This window comes from Indolivaga alginatilytica (assembly GCF_003201355.1).
Lineage (GTDB): Bacteria > Bacteroidota > Bacteroidia > Bacteroidales > Dysgonomonadaceae > Dysgonomonas_A > Dysgonomonas_A alginatilytica.
Window position 1 is genome coordinate 15,321 of record NZ_QICL01000005.1, and the last position, 17,569, is coordinate 32,889.

General features: G+C 39.0%; 8 protein-coding genes and 1 pseudogene. All 9 read left to right on the top strand.

Translation table 11 applies throughout. From position 1 onward, the window contains the following. Window position 1: 1 nt before the first annotated feature. Window positions 2–2,128, top strand: a complete 2,127-nt coding sequence (locus CLV62_RS06200) for a hypothetical protein (RefSeq protein WP_110310021.1) — start codon at window positions 2–4, stop codon at window positions 2,126–2,128. 97 nt (window positions 2,129–2,225) lie between these two features. Beyond that, on the top strand, window positions 2,226–5,840 hold the full coding sequence (locus tag CLV62_RS06205) for a DUF4450 domain-containing protein (RefSeq protein ID WP_110309920.1): 3,615 nt from the start codon (window positions 2,226–2,228) through the stop codon (window positions 5,838–5,840). A 320-nt stretch (window positions 5,841–6,160) separates the two neighbouring features. Then, window positions 6,161–7,315: a glycoside hydrolase family 88/105 protein gene (locus CLV62_RS06210; RefSeq protein ID WP_110309921.1), complete on the top strand. Its 1,155-nt coding sequence runs from the start codon at window positions 6,161–6,163 to the stop codon at window positions 7,313–7,315. A gap of 96 nt (window positions 7,316–7,411) precedes the next feature. Continuing rightward, window positions 7,412–9,244, top strand: a complete 1,833-nt coding sequence (locus tag CLV62_RS06215; RefSeq protein WP_110309922.1) for a rhamnogalacturonan lyase family protein — start codon at window positions 7,412–7,414, stop codon at window positions 9,242–9,244. Next, a complete protein-coding gene (locus CLV62_RS06220; protein WP_110309923.1) occupies window positions 9,241–12,018 on the top strand; it encodes an alpha-L-rhamnosidase in 2,778 nt (925 codons plus the stop codon). The genes CLV62_RS06215 and CLV62_RS06220 overlap by 4 nt, the downstream gene beginning before the upstream one ends. A 2-nt stretch (window positions 12,019–12,020) precedes the next feature. Then, window positions 12,021–13,697, top strand: a complete 1,677-nt coding sequence (locus CLV62_RS06225) for a glycoside hydrolase family 28 protein (RefSeq protein ID WP_110309924.1) — start codon at window positions 12,021–12,023, stop codon at window positions 13,695–13,697. A 113-nt stretch (window positions 13,698–13,810) separates the two neighbouring features. Then, a complete protein-coding gene (locus CLV62_RS06230) occupies window positions 13,811–15,274 on the top strand; it encodes a rhamnulokinase (protein WP_110309925.1) in 1,464 nt (487 codons plus the stop codon). Between the two features lie 58 nt (window positions 15,275–15,332). Then, window positions 15,333–16,589 (top strand): L-rhamnose isomerase, encoded by a 1,257-nt coding sequence (locus tag CLV62_RS06235; RefSeq protein WP_110309926.1) that lies wholly within the window; start codon window positions 15,333–15,335, stop codon window positions 16,587–16,589. Further along, window positions 16,586–17,548: pseudogene (gene rhaT, locus CLV62_RS06240) on the top strand (L-rhamnose/proton symporter RhaT); the annotation flags it as partial. The gene CLV62_RS06235 and the pseudogene rhaT, both read left to right, overlap by 4 nt. Window positions 17,549–17,569 lie beyond the last annotated feature (21 nt).

Below are 17,569 nucleotides of genomic sequence, written 5' to 3' on the forward strand. Positions count from 1 at the left end.
TATGAAAAAATGGAGTTTTATTATCTTGGTTGGTTTCTTAGCTGCTTGTAGCACAGGAAAACAGGAAAAGATAGACAGATATGCACTTGTTGAGAGAAATAATCCCAAAGTGACTGAATTTGAAGAATTATCCTCTTTATCAGTAGGTAATGGTAATTTCGCATTTACAGTCGATGCTACAGGATTGCAAACTTACCCTGAGCTTTATTCTGCCGGAGTTCCTCTAGGTACTCAATCTCAATGGGGATGGCACAGTTTTGCTAATCCTGAAAAATTTAGGCACGAAGAAACCCTCAAAAATTATAATTTCCGAGGATGGGAAGAGCCTTATGCCGTTCAGTTCAATGAACCGGGTAGACCGAAGGAGGCAGCCGATTGGTATCGTGTTAATGCACATCGTTTGCATTTAGGAAATGTAGGATTAGAGCTTACTCATGCGGATGGAACAGCTGTAAAAGCCAATGAGATAAAAGGTATAAATCAAACATTAAATCTATGGGATGGAGCGGTTTTAAGTCGCTTTGAATTAGATTCTGATTCAGTATCGGTTCAAACGGTTTGCAATCCCGATAAAGATCAGATTGCAGTAGTTTTAAACTCTGAATTGATAAAAAAAGGCAATATGAAAGTCAATTTCAAATTTGCCTATCCAACAGGAAAACATACGGATGATGCTTCAGATTGGTCGGTTCCCGAAAAACATAAAACAGAAATATTAAGTCAGGATGAGCATTCGTTTGTGCTTAAACGTACGCTGGATAGTACCACCTATTATGTGAACGTTAAATGGGAGGGAAAAGCATCAGTAAGCCAAAAAGAGGTACACTATTTTGTGTTAAGTCCCGAAAGTAAAGACTTTTCGTTTACCTGTGAATTTACAGATAAGAATCCGTCAGAGACTAAAAATACAGCGAAAGAAGCTTTCGATGCATCGTCTAAATATTGGCAATCGTTTTGGGAAAAAGGAGGTGCAATTGACTTCTCTAAATGTACAGACACCAGAGCCAAAGAATTGGAAAGAAGAGTTGTTTTATCTCAGTACCTAATGGCTATTCAATCGGCAGGAATGTATCCACCACAGGAAACAGGTCTGACCTATAATAGTTGGTTTGGCAAATTTCACTTAGAAATGCATTGGTGGCATGCAGTTCAGTTTGCTTTATGGAACAGAACCGATTTATTGGAACGCAGTATGGATTGGTATTCGACTGCTTATCCTGTAGCTAAATCGATTGCCGAGAGACAAGGTTTTAAAGGTGTACGTTGGATGAAAATGACCGATCCTTCAGGCTTGGAAGCACCTTCTAAGGTAGGATCTTTTCTAATATGGCAGCAGCCTCACTTTATATATATGGCTGAATTAATTTACAGAAATAATCCGTCACCCGAAGTCTTGAAGAAATATAATTTCTTGGTGCAGGAAACTGCTGAGTTTATGGCATCATTTGCGACTTACGAAGAATTAGAAGGTCGTTATGTATTGAAAGGCATAATTCCTGCTCAGGAATCTTTAAGAGCATCCGAAACTATTAATCCTCCATTCGAATTATCTTATTGGCATTATGCAATGTCGGTTGCTCAACAATGGAGAGAAAGATCCGGAGAGAAAAGAAAACCACAGTGGGATGAATTGATAGATAAATTATCTCCACTTGCCGCTTTAGATGGTTTATACCTCGCTGCCGAGGATGCCGTAGATACATACAAGGATATTCGTTTTACGTCCGATCATCCTGCTGTGTTGGGAGCTATGGGTGTCTTGCCACAAAACAAACTGATACGCCCCGATTACATGAAAAATACATTGAATTGGATTTTGGAAAACTGGAACTGGGGTAAAACATGGGGATGGGATTATCCGATGACAGCCATGTGTGCCGCTCGTTTAGGTGAACCCGAAAAAGCTGTTGAGGCTTTATTGATGGATAAACGTACAAATACATATTTAGGTAATGGGCATAATTATCAGGATTCACGTCTGAGAGTGTATTTACCCGGTAATGGTGGATTATTAACAGCGGTAGCCATGATGTGTGCCGGATGGGATGGAAATAAAGTAGAAACTCCCGGATTCCCCAAAGATGGAACATGGAATGTGGTTTGGGAAGATTTAAAACCTATGCCGTAAAGGGTAGAGCATTTTCATTGTAGGGGCAGACCTATGTGTCTGCCCTCTTCGGACGAACACGTAGGTTCGCCTCTACTGAAACCTTAAAATATATAACATGAGACACCTTATACTGATATTTTCCTTACTTCTTTTTTCTTGCATAAATATCTTGGGACAACCTCAAGGATATTGGCATGGAAAAGAACGAAAGCTAAGATATACTCCAGAAGGAGAAGACTTTGTTATTGTAAACGGAGATAAGAAGTTCAACAGGGCTCTGTATGGAACAAATACGGCTTTCCGTATAGAGACAGGCGATTTACCCGAATTTGGCTTTTTCATGCCGAATATGGGCGGAAATATGCAGTTGGGACTAATTAAGGATGGTAAAAGTTTATGGTTGAATGATGCTGAATACATTAAATCTATTTATCGTGCTGGTAGTAGGATTTATGAGATAAAGGATGTATTTATTGAATCGGGGAAAATAACGATTTCAGTATTGGCAATGGCAAATGCCGAAGGCTTGATAATGAGAGTAGAGTCGGAGAATCTGCCAAGCAATGTAGACTTGATTACTATTTTTGGAGGAGCAAACAACAAACGATTTTTCAGAAACGGGGATTTAGGTGTAGATGATCCTAATGCATTTGATTTACAACCATATGCTTGTCTAAATAATGTGTTTTCGATAAATGGTAATGCATTTATCTTAGAATATGGACAAGGTACAAAAGGTGGAGCACAAAAAACAGTAGGGGTATATCCCGAAAATTCGGAAGTGAAATTAGCTTCACCTTTTGCCATGACAACGCCCTTGAATGTCTGGAAATCAGTTGTTTTTGAAAATAAGCCGATTGTACTATCTAAAACAGCCCTAAATTCATCTAATACTTATTATTTAGCCATCCAAAATAATAAAGAGAAGAAACTCCTTTATTCAGAATTAAAGAAATGCTTTGATGATGCGGAGACTAAACGTAAATCAATAGCTGAAACTGTAAAGATAAATACCCCGGATCCGTATTTTAATACCTTAGGAGGTGTATTAAGTATTGCCGCAGATGGTATTTGGGATCCCGATTGTTGGCAACACGGAGCCGTAGGGTGGCGTATGCCTCTAAATGGTTGGCGTGCGGCTTATGTGGGAGATGCTATTGGGTGGCATGATAGAGCCAGAAAGCATTTCGATGGATATGCTGCCTCACAGATTACAAATATAGAGCCAACTATTTCGCATCCTGCACAAGATCAGAAACTCAATTTGGCACGAGCCGATAAAACGTGGGGTACACAGATGTATAGTAATGGTTATATTACCCGTAATCAGTACAATACTAGCCAGATGCATCATTATGACATGAATCTCTGCTATATTGATGAGTTGCTTTGGCATTTTAACTGGACGGGTGAGATGGATTATGTACGCAAAATGTGGCCGGTACTAAAAAGCCATTTAGCTTGGGAAAAACGAAATTTCGATCCTAATGATGATGGGCTTTATGATGCCTATGCCAGTATTTGGGCAAGTGATGCACTGCAATACAATAGTGGAAGTGTTACCCATTCATCTGCATATAATTACAGAGCCAATAAAATGGCGGCTCAAATCGCAGCTCAACTAGGAGAAGATCCAAATCCTTATGCCGATGAGGCAGATAAAATTCTCAAAGCTATTAATTCTCAATTATGGCTTGAAGGTAAAGGATGGTGGGCAGAATATAAAGACTTTATGGGGAATAAAATGATACATCCTAATGCTGCAATCTGGACGGTTTATCATGCCATAGATTCCGATATTCATACACCTTTTCAGGCTTATCAGGCAACACGATATATTGATACCGAAATTCCCCATATTCCTGTTTTAGCAAGAGGGTTGGATGATGAAGGATACCAGACTATTTCAACTACTAATTGGTTACCTTATTCGTGGTCTATCAATAATGTCGCTTTCGCCGAAGTTGCTCATACAAGCTTAGCCTATTGGCAATCAGGGCGAAACGATGAGGCTTTTAAATTATTCAAAAGTTCTATTTTGGATGGTATGTATCTTGGAGGTAGCCCCGGAAATATAGGGCAAGTAAGCTTTTATGATGCTGCACGAGGCGAATGTTATCGTGACTTTGGCGATCCTATAGGTGTATATTCAAGAACACTCATTCAAGGACTTTTCGGAATTTTGCCCGATGCAATGAATGATCGTTTAGAAATTCGTCCCGGTTTTCCGTCGGCTTGGGAGTATGCGTCTGTCTCGACTCCTGATATTGATTTTGATTTCAAAAGAAAGGGCAATCTGGATACATATATTATCAGTAGTAAATTTGAAAAATCATTAAATCTCGATTTACGCTTGAAGGCTCAAAAAGAGAATATATTATCTGTAAAAATAAATGGAAAACCTCAAAAATGGTCTTTAGAAGAAGCTGTTGGGAAACCACTTATTAAGATTGAGAGCGAACCGTCCAAAAACTATATAATAGAAATAGAGTGGGGCGGAAGTAAATTAGACGAACCTACCTACATCGCAAATGGAGTAAAGGGCGAGAATTGGACTTTAGCTTCTAAATCGAAAGTTCAGAAAATATATGATCCTCAGAATGTGTTGACAGCTGCAAAATCAAGAGCCAACAGTATTAATGGACAACTAAACGGAGAACTGGGGCATCGCACTTTATTCGTTCAACTAAAACAAGGGCAAATGATGTGGTGGCAACCTGTGAGTATTGAGATAAAAGAAACTGTTTCAATAGATTATGATGCAGAAGCAGTAAGTTTACAATTTACGGTAAAGAATAATTTGAATAAAGATTTGAATGTGCAGTTGCTTGTAAACTCATCTAAAAAACAGCCATTAACTATAAAACAAGGAGAAACTTCCAATTTGATCTCTATTTCGGAAGAGGATGTGAAATTCGGAACAAACTCTCTTCAATTAGTCGAAAATGGAAAAATAATTTATGAAACGAATCTAATCAATTGGAATCTAAAAAATCAATCGCCCAATTATGAAACGATCAATATAGATAATGTACTGAATGCTTCGGTTACTCAGATTTTTAAGAATGAATATCTGACTCCACGTTCACCTTATACAACATTACAAGTGCCGAAACAAGGAATAGGCGAATGGTGTCACCCGACAATGACAGCTAATATAGATGACTCAGGTCTGCGGAAAGCAACCAATGGAAATCTATTTATGACACCATTCGGTGTTCCGTTCCGTACCCAGAGTGAACTGAAAACCAATAACATTGCTTTCACTAGTTTATGGGATAATTACCCGAATCAATTATCTGCACCTCTGACGGGTAAAGCATCTCATGCTTATCTGATGATGGCAGGAAGCACTAACCATATGCAATGCCATGTTGTAAATGGAACTGTGACAGTCAATTATCAGGACGGAACTAAAGAAATTTTAGAATTGGTAAACCCTGAAACATGGGCACCTATCGAACAGGATTTTTTTATAGATAGGCAGGCATTCAGATCGAAACAACCTCGCCCTTATCGAGTAGCCTTTAAAAGAGCATTGGTGAGTCGTGATTTGGAAACTGATTTGAAAATAAGCCCTACGGAAGTTTATGGTCGCACTATTGATGGCGGTGCAGGAATGATTCTCGATCTTCCTTTAGATACTGAAAAGGAATTAAAAAACATTGAAGTTAAAGCAGTAGCTAATGAAGTAATAATCGGTTTAATGGCTGTAACGCTTTTACGCTAAGAGAGGCTATATCAAAAGAGACTCGGCAAGAATAATGCGTTGATTTTGAATTTTTAGATTAAACGCAAAGTCGCTAAGACGCTGTTTTTTTGTTTTTAATAGTTCGAATAGGAGAGAAAAAAATCTTTGCGTCTTAGCGACTTTGCGTTTAATGAAATTCTGTGTTTTTTGTTATTTCTGTGCCATTTGTCTTCTATTCAGACTTTTGGTACATCCTATTACTGAAATAGCCAAAAGTCATATAATAAAGATCAAAATGCTTATTTTGAAAGGGTAAGCATTTTGTACTTTTATAAGTTGTAACCTATATATAATAATTTATGAAGAACTTATTTTTAATACTGATCGCTTTATTTACAATACAAACAACTTATTCGCAAAAAACAGGAATCCTTTTTGCTGATTCCGAAATGAAACGTTTTCCTCAGGCATGGCAATTGGATCATGGTAAAGGTCTTTATTTCGGATATTCACAAGGGTTAGGGTGTCAGGCGATGCTTGATGTCTGGAAGCAGACAGGCGATAAAAAATATCTGGATTATGTGGTGCAATGGGCTGATACCATTATCAATGATGCAGGTGAAATTTACCTATATAAAGTAGAAACATATAATATCGATTATATCAATTCGGGAAAAGTTCTGTTTGATGTCTACAAACAAACAGGAAATGAAAAATACAAACTGGCTATGGACAGGCTGGTAAAACAAATGAGTGTTCATCCACGAACTCTAGAAGGAGGATTTTGGCACAAGCTGATTTATCAGCATCAAGTTTGGTTGGATGGTTTATATATGGGATCTCCTTTTTTAGCTCAATATGCCATCACATTTAATAAACCCGAATGGACTGAAGATGTTATCAATCAATTTTTGATTTGTGCAAAACATACTTATGACCCTGCAACGGGGCTTTATTATCATGCTTGGGACGAGAGTAAAAATCAGCTTTGGGCAAACAAAGTAACAGGTCAGTCTCCAAATTTCTGGGGACGCAGTATCGGATGGTGGTTTATGGCTTTGGTAGATGTTTTAGATTTTATTCCGCAAGACAATCTTCAGAGAGGTGAGCTTATCAGAATAATAAATGGACTGGCTGAAACTTTACCCAAATATCAGGATAAAACAGGGCTTTGGTATCAGGTTCTTGATAAGGGAGATAAGCAAGGAAACTATCTAGAAGCATCTGTATCATCTATGTTTATGTATTCTTACGCTAAAGCTGTAAACAAAGGGTATATTGATAAAAAATACAAAGCCGTTGCCGAAAAAGCTTACGATGGATTAATGAAAAACCTGATTGTGAAAAATGCGGATGGAACATTGACCTTGACTAAGTGTTGTGCTGTGTCAGGTCTGGGAGGTAATCCATATCGTGACGGAAGTTTCGAATATTATGTGAATGAACGTATTCGTGATAATGATGCAAAAGCAACAGGACCATTTATCATGGGTTGTTTGCAACTCGGTAAATAAGGTCTAAGACCTATTTGTTTCTTTGGATAGTGTAAGAATTATAGCCTGTTATAATCGGGATAGTTCAGTAAATATTTTCATTTACTCAATAAGACTATGAAAGACAATCTTTTTTTTATCGTACTGTTTTTAATGACAATCTCCTTACAAGCACAAGATTCGAGAGAGAGAAATTATTATTTCGAGAATCTCGATCCTAAACACGAACCCAAACCTTTGGTTGAAGGTTTTGCTAAAGAAAGAGTCGAAGAAAAGCTCAATAGAGGATTAGTTGCAGCAAGAGCAAAGGATGTTTCGGGTGTTTATCTCAATTGGCGATTATTGAAAACCGATAGTCAGGATGTTAAGTTTAATGTTTACCGATCGGTAAAAGGAAAATCAAAAAAGCTGAATAGCAAACCGATCGAAAATACGACTGATTTTACAGATACAACTGCACCGAAAGGAGAAGTTGAATATTGGATAGAAACAATTCAAAATAAAAAATCGGAATTATCCGAAGTAATTGTTGTAAACATAGACGAACTAAAAGAGCCTACTTATAAAAGTATTAAACTAAAAGGCAATGTAATTGCCGGACGAGTGGCGGTTGGCGATCTGAATGGCGATGGTATTTATGATTATATTATTCGTCATCCTCAGACGAATGTTGATCCGGGAATGCCGGGAGACGAAACAGGTATCACTTACAAGATAGAAGCTTATCTAAGCGATGGTACTTGTTTATGGACTAAAGATTTAGGTTTGGGAATTGAACCGGGAGTTTGGTATTCACCTTTTGTGGTCTTTGACTTCGATGGAGACGGAAAAGCCGAAATTGCGGTGAAGACAGCAGGAACTGATTATATGAAAAACGAAAAAGGTCGTGTTTCGGGTGGAGGCGAATATCTCTCCGTATTGGATGGAATGACAGGAGAAGAAATATCACGGGTAGATTGGCCTGAAAGGAACGACCGTTATGGAAATCTTATCCGTCAGAATCGGAACCAGATGGGTGTAGCTTTTCTCGATGGAAAAACACCCTCTATACTTGCTGCACGTGGTACATATAAACTGATGACAGTAGATGCCTGGCAATTAAAAGACGGAAAGTTAGAAAGCGTTTGGCGATGGGATGGAGACGAAGAGAACCCTATAACCCGTAGTCAGGGAGCGCATAATATGGTTTGCGGAGATGTTGATGGCGATGGCAGAGACGAAATTTTACTTGGATCGTGCATGCTTGACGATAACGGAACTTTACTTTGGTCGTCAGGATTAGGACATTCAGATAAAGCTTATCTGACTGATATTGACCCGATCCGCCCCGGTATGGAAGTGTTTCTGGCAATGGAGCCTTGGCACGATAACGGATACGGTGTTTGCGTCTTGGATGCAAAAACAGGAGAGAGAGTTTGGGGTATCGGTCACAAAACATTTCACGTTGGTGATGGAATGGTTGCCGATATCGATCCTGTTCATGCAGGCTTAGAATGTTTTGAGAGTGAAGATCGCAAAGGTGGTTCTACTGATAAGTATTTATTGACTGCAAAAGGTGAAAAGATTGGTTCCAATGAGGATGTACCGCCTTGCCGTAATTGGATATGGTGGAATTCGGGAGGTGTACGCCAAACCTTCTTTGGTGACGATAATCGCTGGGGAGCCGAATCAAATTCCAATGGCAAAAGTCAATCTATAGGATATTGGAAAGGCGAGAAATTGACAAACGAAATTTATGGTGACATAATTATGATAGCCGACCTTTTCGGCGATTGGCGTGAAGAAGTCGTAACGGCTTTACCCGGTGAACTGCGTATTTACCATACTAATTATCCGGCAAAAGAAAAGAGAGTCACTTTGATGCAAGACCCTATTTACAGGAGTTATATTATACAACGTTCTCAGGGTTATCCCCAATCACCGGTACCATCATATTATTTAGGCGAATGAAAAAGAAAAACACTATACTCTGCTTATTCAGTTTGCTTTCATTGTGTTTAACTGCACAACAAACAAACTGGCCACAAGTTAAATCAGAAATGAAACCCGCAGCACGTTGGTGGTGGATGGGTAGCGCCGTAGATAAAGATAATCTAGCCTATAATATGGCGGAATACGCCCGTAAGGGAATGGGCGGATTAGAAATTACTCCGATATATGGTGTTCAGAACAATGAGGCAAATGAAATTCAATATTTGTCGCTTCGTTGGATGGAGATGCTCAAATATACCGAATTACAAGGCAGTCAATTAGGCTTGAAAATAGATATGAACGGTGGTACAGGCTGGCCTTTCGGTGGACCTCATGTAAGCACGGAAGATGCAGCAACGAAAGTTATATTCGAAGAATATGAGTTACAAGCAGGACAGCAATTAGCTGAAAAGATAGAAGTAAAAGATGAAAAACAAAAAGGCATTTCAACCTTTTATCGTTTGATGGCTTTTTCGGATAAAGGAGATAAATTGGATATTACCTCTAAAGTAAAAAACAATACACTTTCATGGACAGCTCCAAAAGGAAACTGGCGATTGATAGCTGTTTTTAACGGTAAGACTTTGCAACAGGTAAAGCGTGCTGCTCCGGGTGGTGAAGGGCTTGTAGTGAATCATTTTTCTAAAACGGCAGTTTCCAATTATCTTGCCCGACTATCCAAAGCCTTTAAAGATAACAATGCCAACTATCCCAATTCTTTCTTTAATGATTCGTATGAAGTATATGGGGGAGATTGGACTCCGGATTTATTTGAACAATTCGAGAAAAGACGGGGATATAAATTGGAAAACTTCTTACCTGAATTTATCTCCAAAGAAAGAACAGATATTACAGCTCGCATAATTGCAGATTACAGAGAAACTTTAGCCGATTTACTTCTTGGAAATTTCACTCAACAATGGACAAACTGGACACATCAGCATGGAAGTACAACCCGAAATCAGGCACACGGTTCACCCGGAAATCTGATCGATTTGTATGCAACTGTAGATATTCCCGAATGTGAATCGTTTGGTATTTCCGACTTTTATATAAAAGGGCTTAGAAGAGATTCTATAAAGAAGATAAATGATTCAGATTTGTCGATGCTTAAATATGCCTCTTCGGGAGCGCATATTACAGGTAAACCGTATACAAGTTCTGAAACATTTACTTGGTTGACCGAGCATTTCAGAACCTCTCTGTCACAATGTAAACCCGATTTGGATTTACTGTTTCTTTCGGGTGTGAATCACGTTTTTTTTCATGGAACAACCTATTCTCCCAAAGAAGCTAAATGGCCGGGTTGGAAATTTTATGCTTCGGTAGATATGTCGCCCACTAATAGCATTTGGAGAGATGCGGATGCTTTCTTTGAGTATATCACCAGATGCCAGTCTTTTCTGCAAGAAGGTAAACCCGACAATGATTTTCTGCTTTACTTCCCCGTATATGATATGTGGCACGAACAAGAGGGACGCTTGCTCATGTTCGATATTCATAAGATGCAGGAACGTGCACCTCAGTTTATTTCCGCTGTAAATAATATTGTCAATTCGGGGTACGATGTCGATTATATTTCTGATAACCATTTATTATCTACCCAGATTATTAATGGTAAGCTTGTCACTTCAGGTAATACAACATACAAAGCTATAATTGTACCTTCTGCCGATAAGATGCCGATCGAAACATTATCACATTTACTGAAATTAGCTAAAGAGGGAGCGAAGATTGTTTTTATCGGGAAATATCCGAATGATGTTCCCGGATTTAAGGATTTAGATAAACGGAGAGCAGAATTAGTAAAACTTATAAATCAGATTCCTAAAACAGAATCGTTTGCCCAAGTCAATAATCACATATTCGGCAGAGGGCAAATAATAACGGGCTCAGATTATGCGAAGACATTAGAGGCTTGCCATATCCCGAAGGAGGAAATGAAAACCCTACATGGTTTACAATATATCAGGCGAAGCAACAACGAGGGGTATCATTATTTTATATCTGCACTCAAAGCTGAAGATACAGAAGGTTGGATAACTCTTGCTGTGGATGCCGAAAGTGTAATGTTGTTCAATCCTATGGATGGAAAATCAGGATTAGCTAAAATTCGTAAAGAAGGAAAGAAGACACAAGTATATCTTCAACTAGAATCAGGACAATCAATTATATTGAAAACATTCGATAAGAAAATAACGAATGTGGCTGATTGGAAATATTACACTCCTCAAAATCTGTCTATAATGCTTAATAGAGGCTGGACGATGAAATTCTTGGAAAGTAGTCCTGTAATTACCAACCAATTCGAATTGAAAAAACTAGGATCATGGACAGATCTTGATGATCCTGATCTGAGAAAAAATATGGGAACAGCCTTATATTCAACGGATGTTAACTTACCATTGATGCAGAACGATGAATGGGAGCTGGATCTTGGCGATGTCCGCGAGAGTGCTCGGGTACGAATAAATGGTCAGGATGTAGCAACCCTTTGGGCTGTTCCGTATAAAACAACGATCGGTAAATACCTGAAACAAGGTAATAACCGGATCGAAATTGAAGTAACCAATCTGCCTGCAAATCGTATCGCTGAATATGACCGGCAAAAAGTAGACTGGCGAATATTCAAGGAAATAAATTTTGTAAAAATAGATTATAAAAAAGGAGATTATGCAGGATGGGAAACGATCCCTTCGGGTTTATTAGGTCCTGTGATCTTGACTCCTTTAACGATTGAAAGCATAAAATAACTATGAAAAAGCACTTAATTATAATAACCTTATTTGTTGTATCTGTTTCTAATCTCTTCGCAAAAGAGGAGGGAAGGTATGACTATTTGTATGAGAATCTTCCTTTTGAAATGCCGAAACTGGCTCGTCCATCTTTTCCCGCAAATAAAGTCTCAATAACCGATTTTGGAGGAGTGGGCGATGGAATAGAATTAAATACCGAAGCTTTTGCTAAGGCGATAAATGCTTTAGCCGCTAAGGGTGGCGGGCAATTAACCATACCTTCGGGTGTATGGTTAACAGGACCTATCGTTTTAAAAAGTAATATCAATCTGCACTTGGAAGATAAGGCGATAATTCTTTTCTCTCCTAACAAAGATTTATACCCTCTTGTTGAAACGGTTTTCGAAGGCTTTGATACACGCAGATGCCAATCGCCTATTTCGGGAAGAAATCTGGTGAACGTCGCTATAACAGGAAGCGGAGCCATTGATGGAAATGGTCATTATTGGAGACCTTTGAAAAAGCAAAAAGTATCGGATAGTTTTTGGAAAAGTGCGACTTCCAAAGGTGGAGTATTCAAGCGTGATGATTATTGGATGCCTTCGGCTCAATACCTGCATGGCGATACGATCAGCAATATGAATGTGCCCCGAAATTTAAAGACCGAAGCAGAATGGGCTTCTGTACGGGATTTTCTTCGCCCTGTGATGATTAGTTTTCAGCAATGTAAAAATGTATATCTGCAAGGAGTAATTTTCCAAAATTCTCCGGCTTGGAATATCCACCCTTTTATGTGCGAAAACGTTATTTTGGATGGGGTTCAGGTGCGGAATCCATCTTATGCTCAAAATGGTGACGGACTCGATTTGGAATCGTGTAAAAATGCGATCATTGTCAACAGCACTTTTGATGTGGGTGATGATGGTATCTGTATCAAATCGGGAAAAGACGAAGATGGATTGAAGCGGAATATTCCTTGTGAAAACGTAATTGTTGACAATTGCACCGTATTCAAAGGGCATGGAGGTTTTGTTGTGGGGAGCGAAATGTCGGGAGGAGTGCGAAATATATCAGTATCAAACTGTCAGTTTCTAGGCACAGATGTCGGGTTGAGATTTAAAAGCAGCCGGGGGCGTGGTGGGGTTGTTGAAAACATATACATTACCAATATAAGTATGATTGATATTTCGACCGAGCCTATCCACTTCAACCTTTATTACGGTGGAAAATCGGTAGTGGAAACTCTCGAAGATAACGATGCTGAGCCTGTGACCGAGTTGATACCTCCTGTAAGTATTACTACGCCTACCTTCCGAAATATTTTTATAAAAGATGTAACGTGTAGCAATGCCCGTAAAGCGATGTACTTCTATGGATTGCCCGAACATAATATAGATAATATTAATGTTGAGAATGTGGTTATTCATTCAACATTTGGAGCAGAAATCATGGAATCGAAAAATATTACATTGAAAAATGTGAATATCTATCCGAAAGAAGGATCGGCTTTAATCTTAAGAAACGTAAGTGATGTGAAAGTTGAAGGCTTTACTACGGATGCTAAATTACCTGTCGTATTTGAGGTTTCGGGATCGAGATCAACAAATATAGTTATTTCATCGCCTTACAAAGCTAACCAATTGAAAATAGGTTCAGATATAAGATCGGGAGTGGTGAAATTGATTCCTGAAAAGTGACAAAATATGTAGTCTTTCTCTCAAATATAGCATCTGTATAATACGTAAGAGATGTTACATTTGTTTTAATCCGATGGAATATTAAATAGGTCTGAGACCTCAAATCTAAATAAATGAATACACAGAACTTTTTTGCAGTTGATATAGGAGCATCAAGTGGGCGTACTATAATTGGAACATTAGATAACGGTGTTCTCAAAATAGAAGAATTAACACGTTTCGCAAATCCTCTGATTGAAGTAAACGGACATTTTTACTGGAATATATTGTCTCTTTATGAGTCGATTATTGCAGGATTGAAAAAAGCGGCTCAGGAAGGCATTAAAATATCTTCGATAGGTATAGATACTTGGGGAGTTGATTTTATTGCGATCGATAAGAATAAAGAAATCATAGGAATGCCCTATGCTTATCGTGATCCTCATACGTTGGATGCTCCTGAGAACTTTTTTAAGCTCATTCCCCGTAAGGATGTGTATATGGCAACAGGTATTCAGATAATGAATTTCAATTCGTTGTTTCAGTTTTTTACATTGAACAAGAACAATTCGACTCTTCTGAAAGAGGCTGAGAAGATTATGTTTATGCCCGATGGGTTATCCTATCTTCTTACAGGCGAAGTCGTAATGGAATATACCATAGCTTCTACGTCCCAGATGTTGAACCCGTATAAAAAAGAACCCGATAGTAAATTGCTTGAAAAAGTAGGTTTGGATCAAAGTAAATTCGGGCGTTTTGTGCTTCCGGGAACTGTGATCGGCAATCTGTCGGAGTCGGTTTGCCGTCAGACAGGTTTGGAAAGTATACCAGTTGTGGCTGTTGCCGGACATGATACGGCTTCCGCAGTTGCCTCTGTGCCTGCCGAGGACGAATGTTTCGCTTATCTGAGTTCGGGAACATGGTCGTTAATGGGAATCGAAGTAAAAGAGCCTATTATAAATGAAAAGACGTACGATCTTAATTTTACCAACGAGGGTGGGGTAGACGGTACAATCCGTTTCCTTAAAAATATATGCGGAATGTGGCTTTTGGAGCAGTGCCGCAAAGAATGGGATGCTAATCTGACCTATCCCGATTTGATCGATCAGGCATCAAAAAGCGAACCTTTTAAATGTTTGGTGAATCCCGATGCTGAAGTATTTGGCAACCCCACGATTATGACAAAAGCAATAAGCGAATATTGCAGCAATACAGGTCAGCCAACGCCTCAGACTATCGGTGAATATGTTCGCTGTATATTCGAAAGTCTGGCACTGAGGTATAAAGAGATATTTACTCATTTGCAGGAATTAGCACCTTTTGAGATAAATAAACTGCACGTAATCGGTGGCGGTTCGAAGAATAACCTATTGAATCAGTTTACGGCAAATGCGTTGAATGTTCCGATTATCACAGGCCCGTCGGAAGCTACGGCTATCGGAAATATCATGTTGCAGGCAAAAGCATTGGGCATAGTGGATAGTTTGTGTGACATGAGGAAAGTGATAAACAATTCGGTGTGTCCCGAGACATTTTTACCACAGGATGCAGAGATTTGGAATAAGGGATATGCCAAGTATTTGAAAATAAGTAAATGAAAGTTTTTAAAGAATAACAGAAAGGTCTTTGACCTTAAATCACAAAAAATAAATAACCATGAAAAAAGAAGTATTAGTAGAGAAAGCCTACGAAATTGCAAAAGAACGTTATGCCGCTGTTGGTGTTGATGTAGATAAAATATTAGCTAAAATTCAAGAAGTATCCATATCGCTTCATTGCTGGCAAACGGATGATGTTGTTGGTTTCGAGAATTTGGGAAATATGGGCGGCGGCGGTATTCAGGCTACCGGAAACTATCCCGGAAGAGCCCGTAATATCGATGAAGTACGTGCTGATATAGAACAGGTCTTAAAATATGTGGGCGGTAGTCACCGTTTCAATATACACGCTATCTATGGCGATTTTGGCGGAAAAGCTGTTGACAGAGATCAAATTCTTCCTGAGCATTTTGCAAGCTGGATGGATTGGGCAAAAGAAAAGAATCTGAAATTAGATTTCAATTCTAGCTCTTTCGGACATCCTAAAAGCGGAGATTTGACGCTGGCTAATCCTGACAATTCGATTCGTGAATTTTGGATCGAACATACAAAACGTTCACGTGCTATTTCGGAAGCAATGGGTAAATTTCAGAACGACCCTTGTATCATGAACTTGTGGGTACACGACGGAAGCAAAGATATTACCGTGAACCGTTACAAATACCGTCAGATATTAGAGAAATCGTTGGATGATATATTCTCTACCGAATATAAAAACATGAAAGATTGTATCGAGTCTAAATTGTTTGGTATTGCATTGGAAAGTTATACAGTTGGTTCTCACGATTTCTATATGGGATATGGAGTGAAGAATCAAAAAATGGTAACTTTGGATACAGGTCACTTCCATTTGTCGGAAAGTGTTGCCGATAAGATTTCGTCTTTACTTCTTTATACTCCTGAGATCATGCTTCACGTAAGCCGTCCTGTACGTTGGGATTCGGATCACGTTGCTATCCTGAATGACGAAACTATCGATCTAGCCAAAGAAATAGTAAGAGCAGATGCTTTGAAGAGAGTACATATCGGTCTCGATTTCTTCGATGCGTCTATCAACCGTATAGGTGCTTATGTAATCGGTATCAGAGCTACTCAAAAAGCATTTCTTCAGGCATTGCTCGAACCGCTTAATATCCTTCGTGAATATGAGTCGAAAGGACAATATTTCGAAAGACTTGCACTTCTTGAAGAGTCTAAAGGTCTTCCCTGGAATGCTGTTTGGGATTATTTCTGTTTGAAAAACAATGTTGCCGTAGGTGAAGATTTTATTCCTTTGGTTCAACAATACGAAAAAGACGTAACATCTAAACGATGAATACATTAATAGGTCTCGTTATAATAGCGATAGGAAGTTTGGGTCAATCCAGCTCATATGTTCCCATTAATAAGGTCAAAGGTTGGTCTTGGGAAAATTTCTGGTTGGTACAAGGGTTTTTTGCATGGTTGGTATTCCCTTTCTTGGGAGCTTTATTGGCTACAAACTTCCAGTCGTTAATAGATGTATACTCCATAGAATCGGCTGCTACCTTGAAAACCATTTTCTTTGGTGTTTTGTGGGGGATCGGGGGGCTGACTTTCGGTCTGAGTATGCGTTATCTTGGGGTTGCACTGGGGCAGTCCATCGCTTTGGGAACTTGTGCGGCTTTCGGTACACTTTTTCCGGCTATGCTTGGCGGTGAAGACTTGTTTCATGGTACAGGACTCATGTTACTCATTGGAGTATCTATAACATTGGCAGGTATCGCCATAATTGGTTATGCGGGAAGTCTCCGCAGTAAAAACATGACCGAAGAGGAGAAAAAAGCAGCCGTAAAAGACTTTGCTTTGACTAAAGGCTTACTTGTAGCCTTACTTGCAGGTGTGATGAGTGCTTGTTTTGCTCTAGGGATTCAGGCAGGTTCGCCTATTAAAGAAGCTGTTCTTGGCGGAGGGGTTATATCTCTTTATGCCGGATTACCTGTTATATTTCTTGTCACCCTTGGCGGATTCCTTACGAATGCTGCTTACTGCATTCAGCAGAATATAAAAAACAAGACAGGAAAAGAATACTTCTCTGTAAAAGGAAATATATTTGTGAATAATATACTCTTTTGTGCACTTGCCGGAGTATTGTGGTATTCGCAGTTTTTCGGATTGGAAATGGGTAAAAGTTTCTTGACCGAGAGTCCTGTTCTACTGGCTTTTTCATGGAGTATACTTATGTCGCTGAATGTAACTTTCAGTAATATGTGGGGCATTATTCTTAAAGAATGGAAAGGGGTGAGTAAATCTACTATCGGCGTACTTGTTTTGGGG

What these genes read in the sequence shown, in the direction of transcription:
- CLV62_RS06215 (WP_110309922.1), top strand. Translation starts at nt 7,412, where the DNA reads ATGAAAGACAATCTTTTTTTTATCGTACTGTTTTTAATGACAATCTCC.
- CLV62_RS06220 (WP_110309923.1), top strand. Translation starts at nt 9,241, where the DNA reads ATGAAAAAGAAAAACACTATACTCTGCTTATTCAGTTTGCTTTCATTG.
- CLV62_RS06225 (WP_110309924.1), top strand. Translation starts at nt 12,021, where the DNA reads ATGAAAAAGCACTTAATTATAATAACCTTATTTGTTGTATCTGTTTCT.
- CLV62_RS06200 (WP_110310021.1), top strand. Translation starts at nt 2, where the DNA reads ATGAAAAAATGGAGTTTTATTATCTTGGTTGGTTTCTTAGCTGCTTGT.
- CLV62_RS06230 (WP_110309925.1), top strand. Translation starts at nt 13,811, where the DNA reads ATGAATACACAGAACTTTTTTGCAGTTGATATAGGAGCATCAAGTGGG.
- CLV62_RS06210 (WP_110309921.1), top strand. Translation starts at nt 6,161, where the DNA reads ATGAAGAACTTATTTTTAATACTGATCGCTTTATTTACAATACAAACA.
- CLV62_RS06205 (WP_110309920.1), top strand. Translation starts at nt 2,226, where the DNA reads ATGAGACACCTTATACTGATATTTTCCTTACTTCTTTTTTCTTGCATA.
- CLV62_RS06235 (WP_110309926.1), top strand. Translation starts at nt 15,333, where the DNA reads ATGAAAAAAGAAGTATTAGTAGAGAAAGCCTACGAAATTGCAAAAGAA.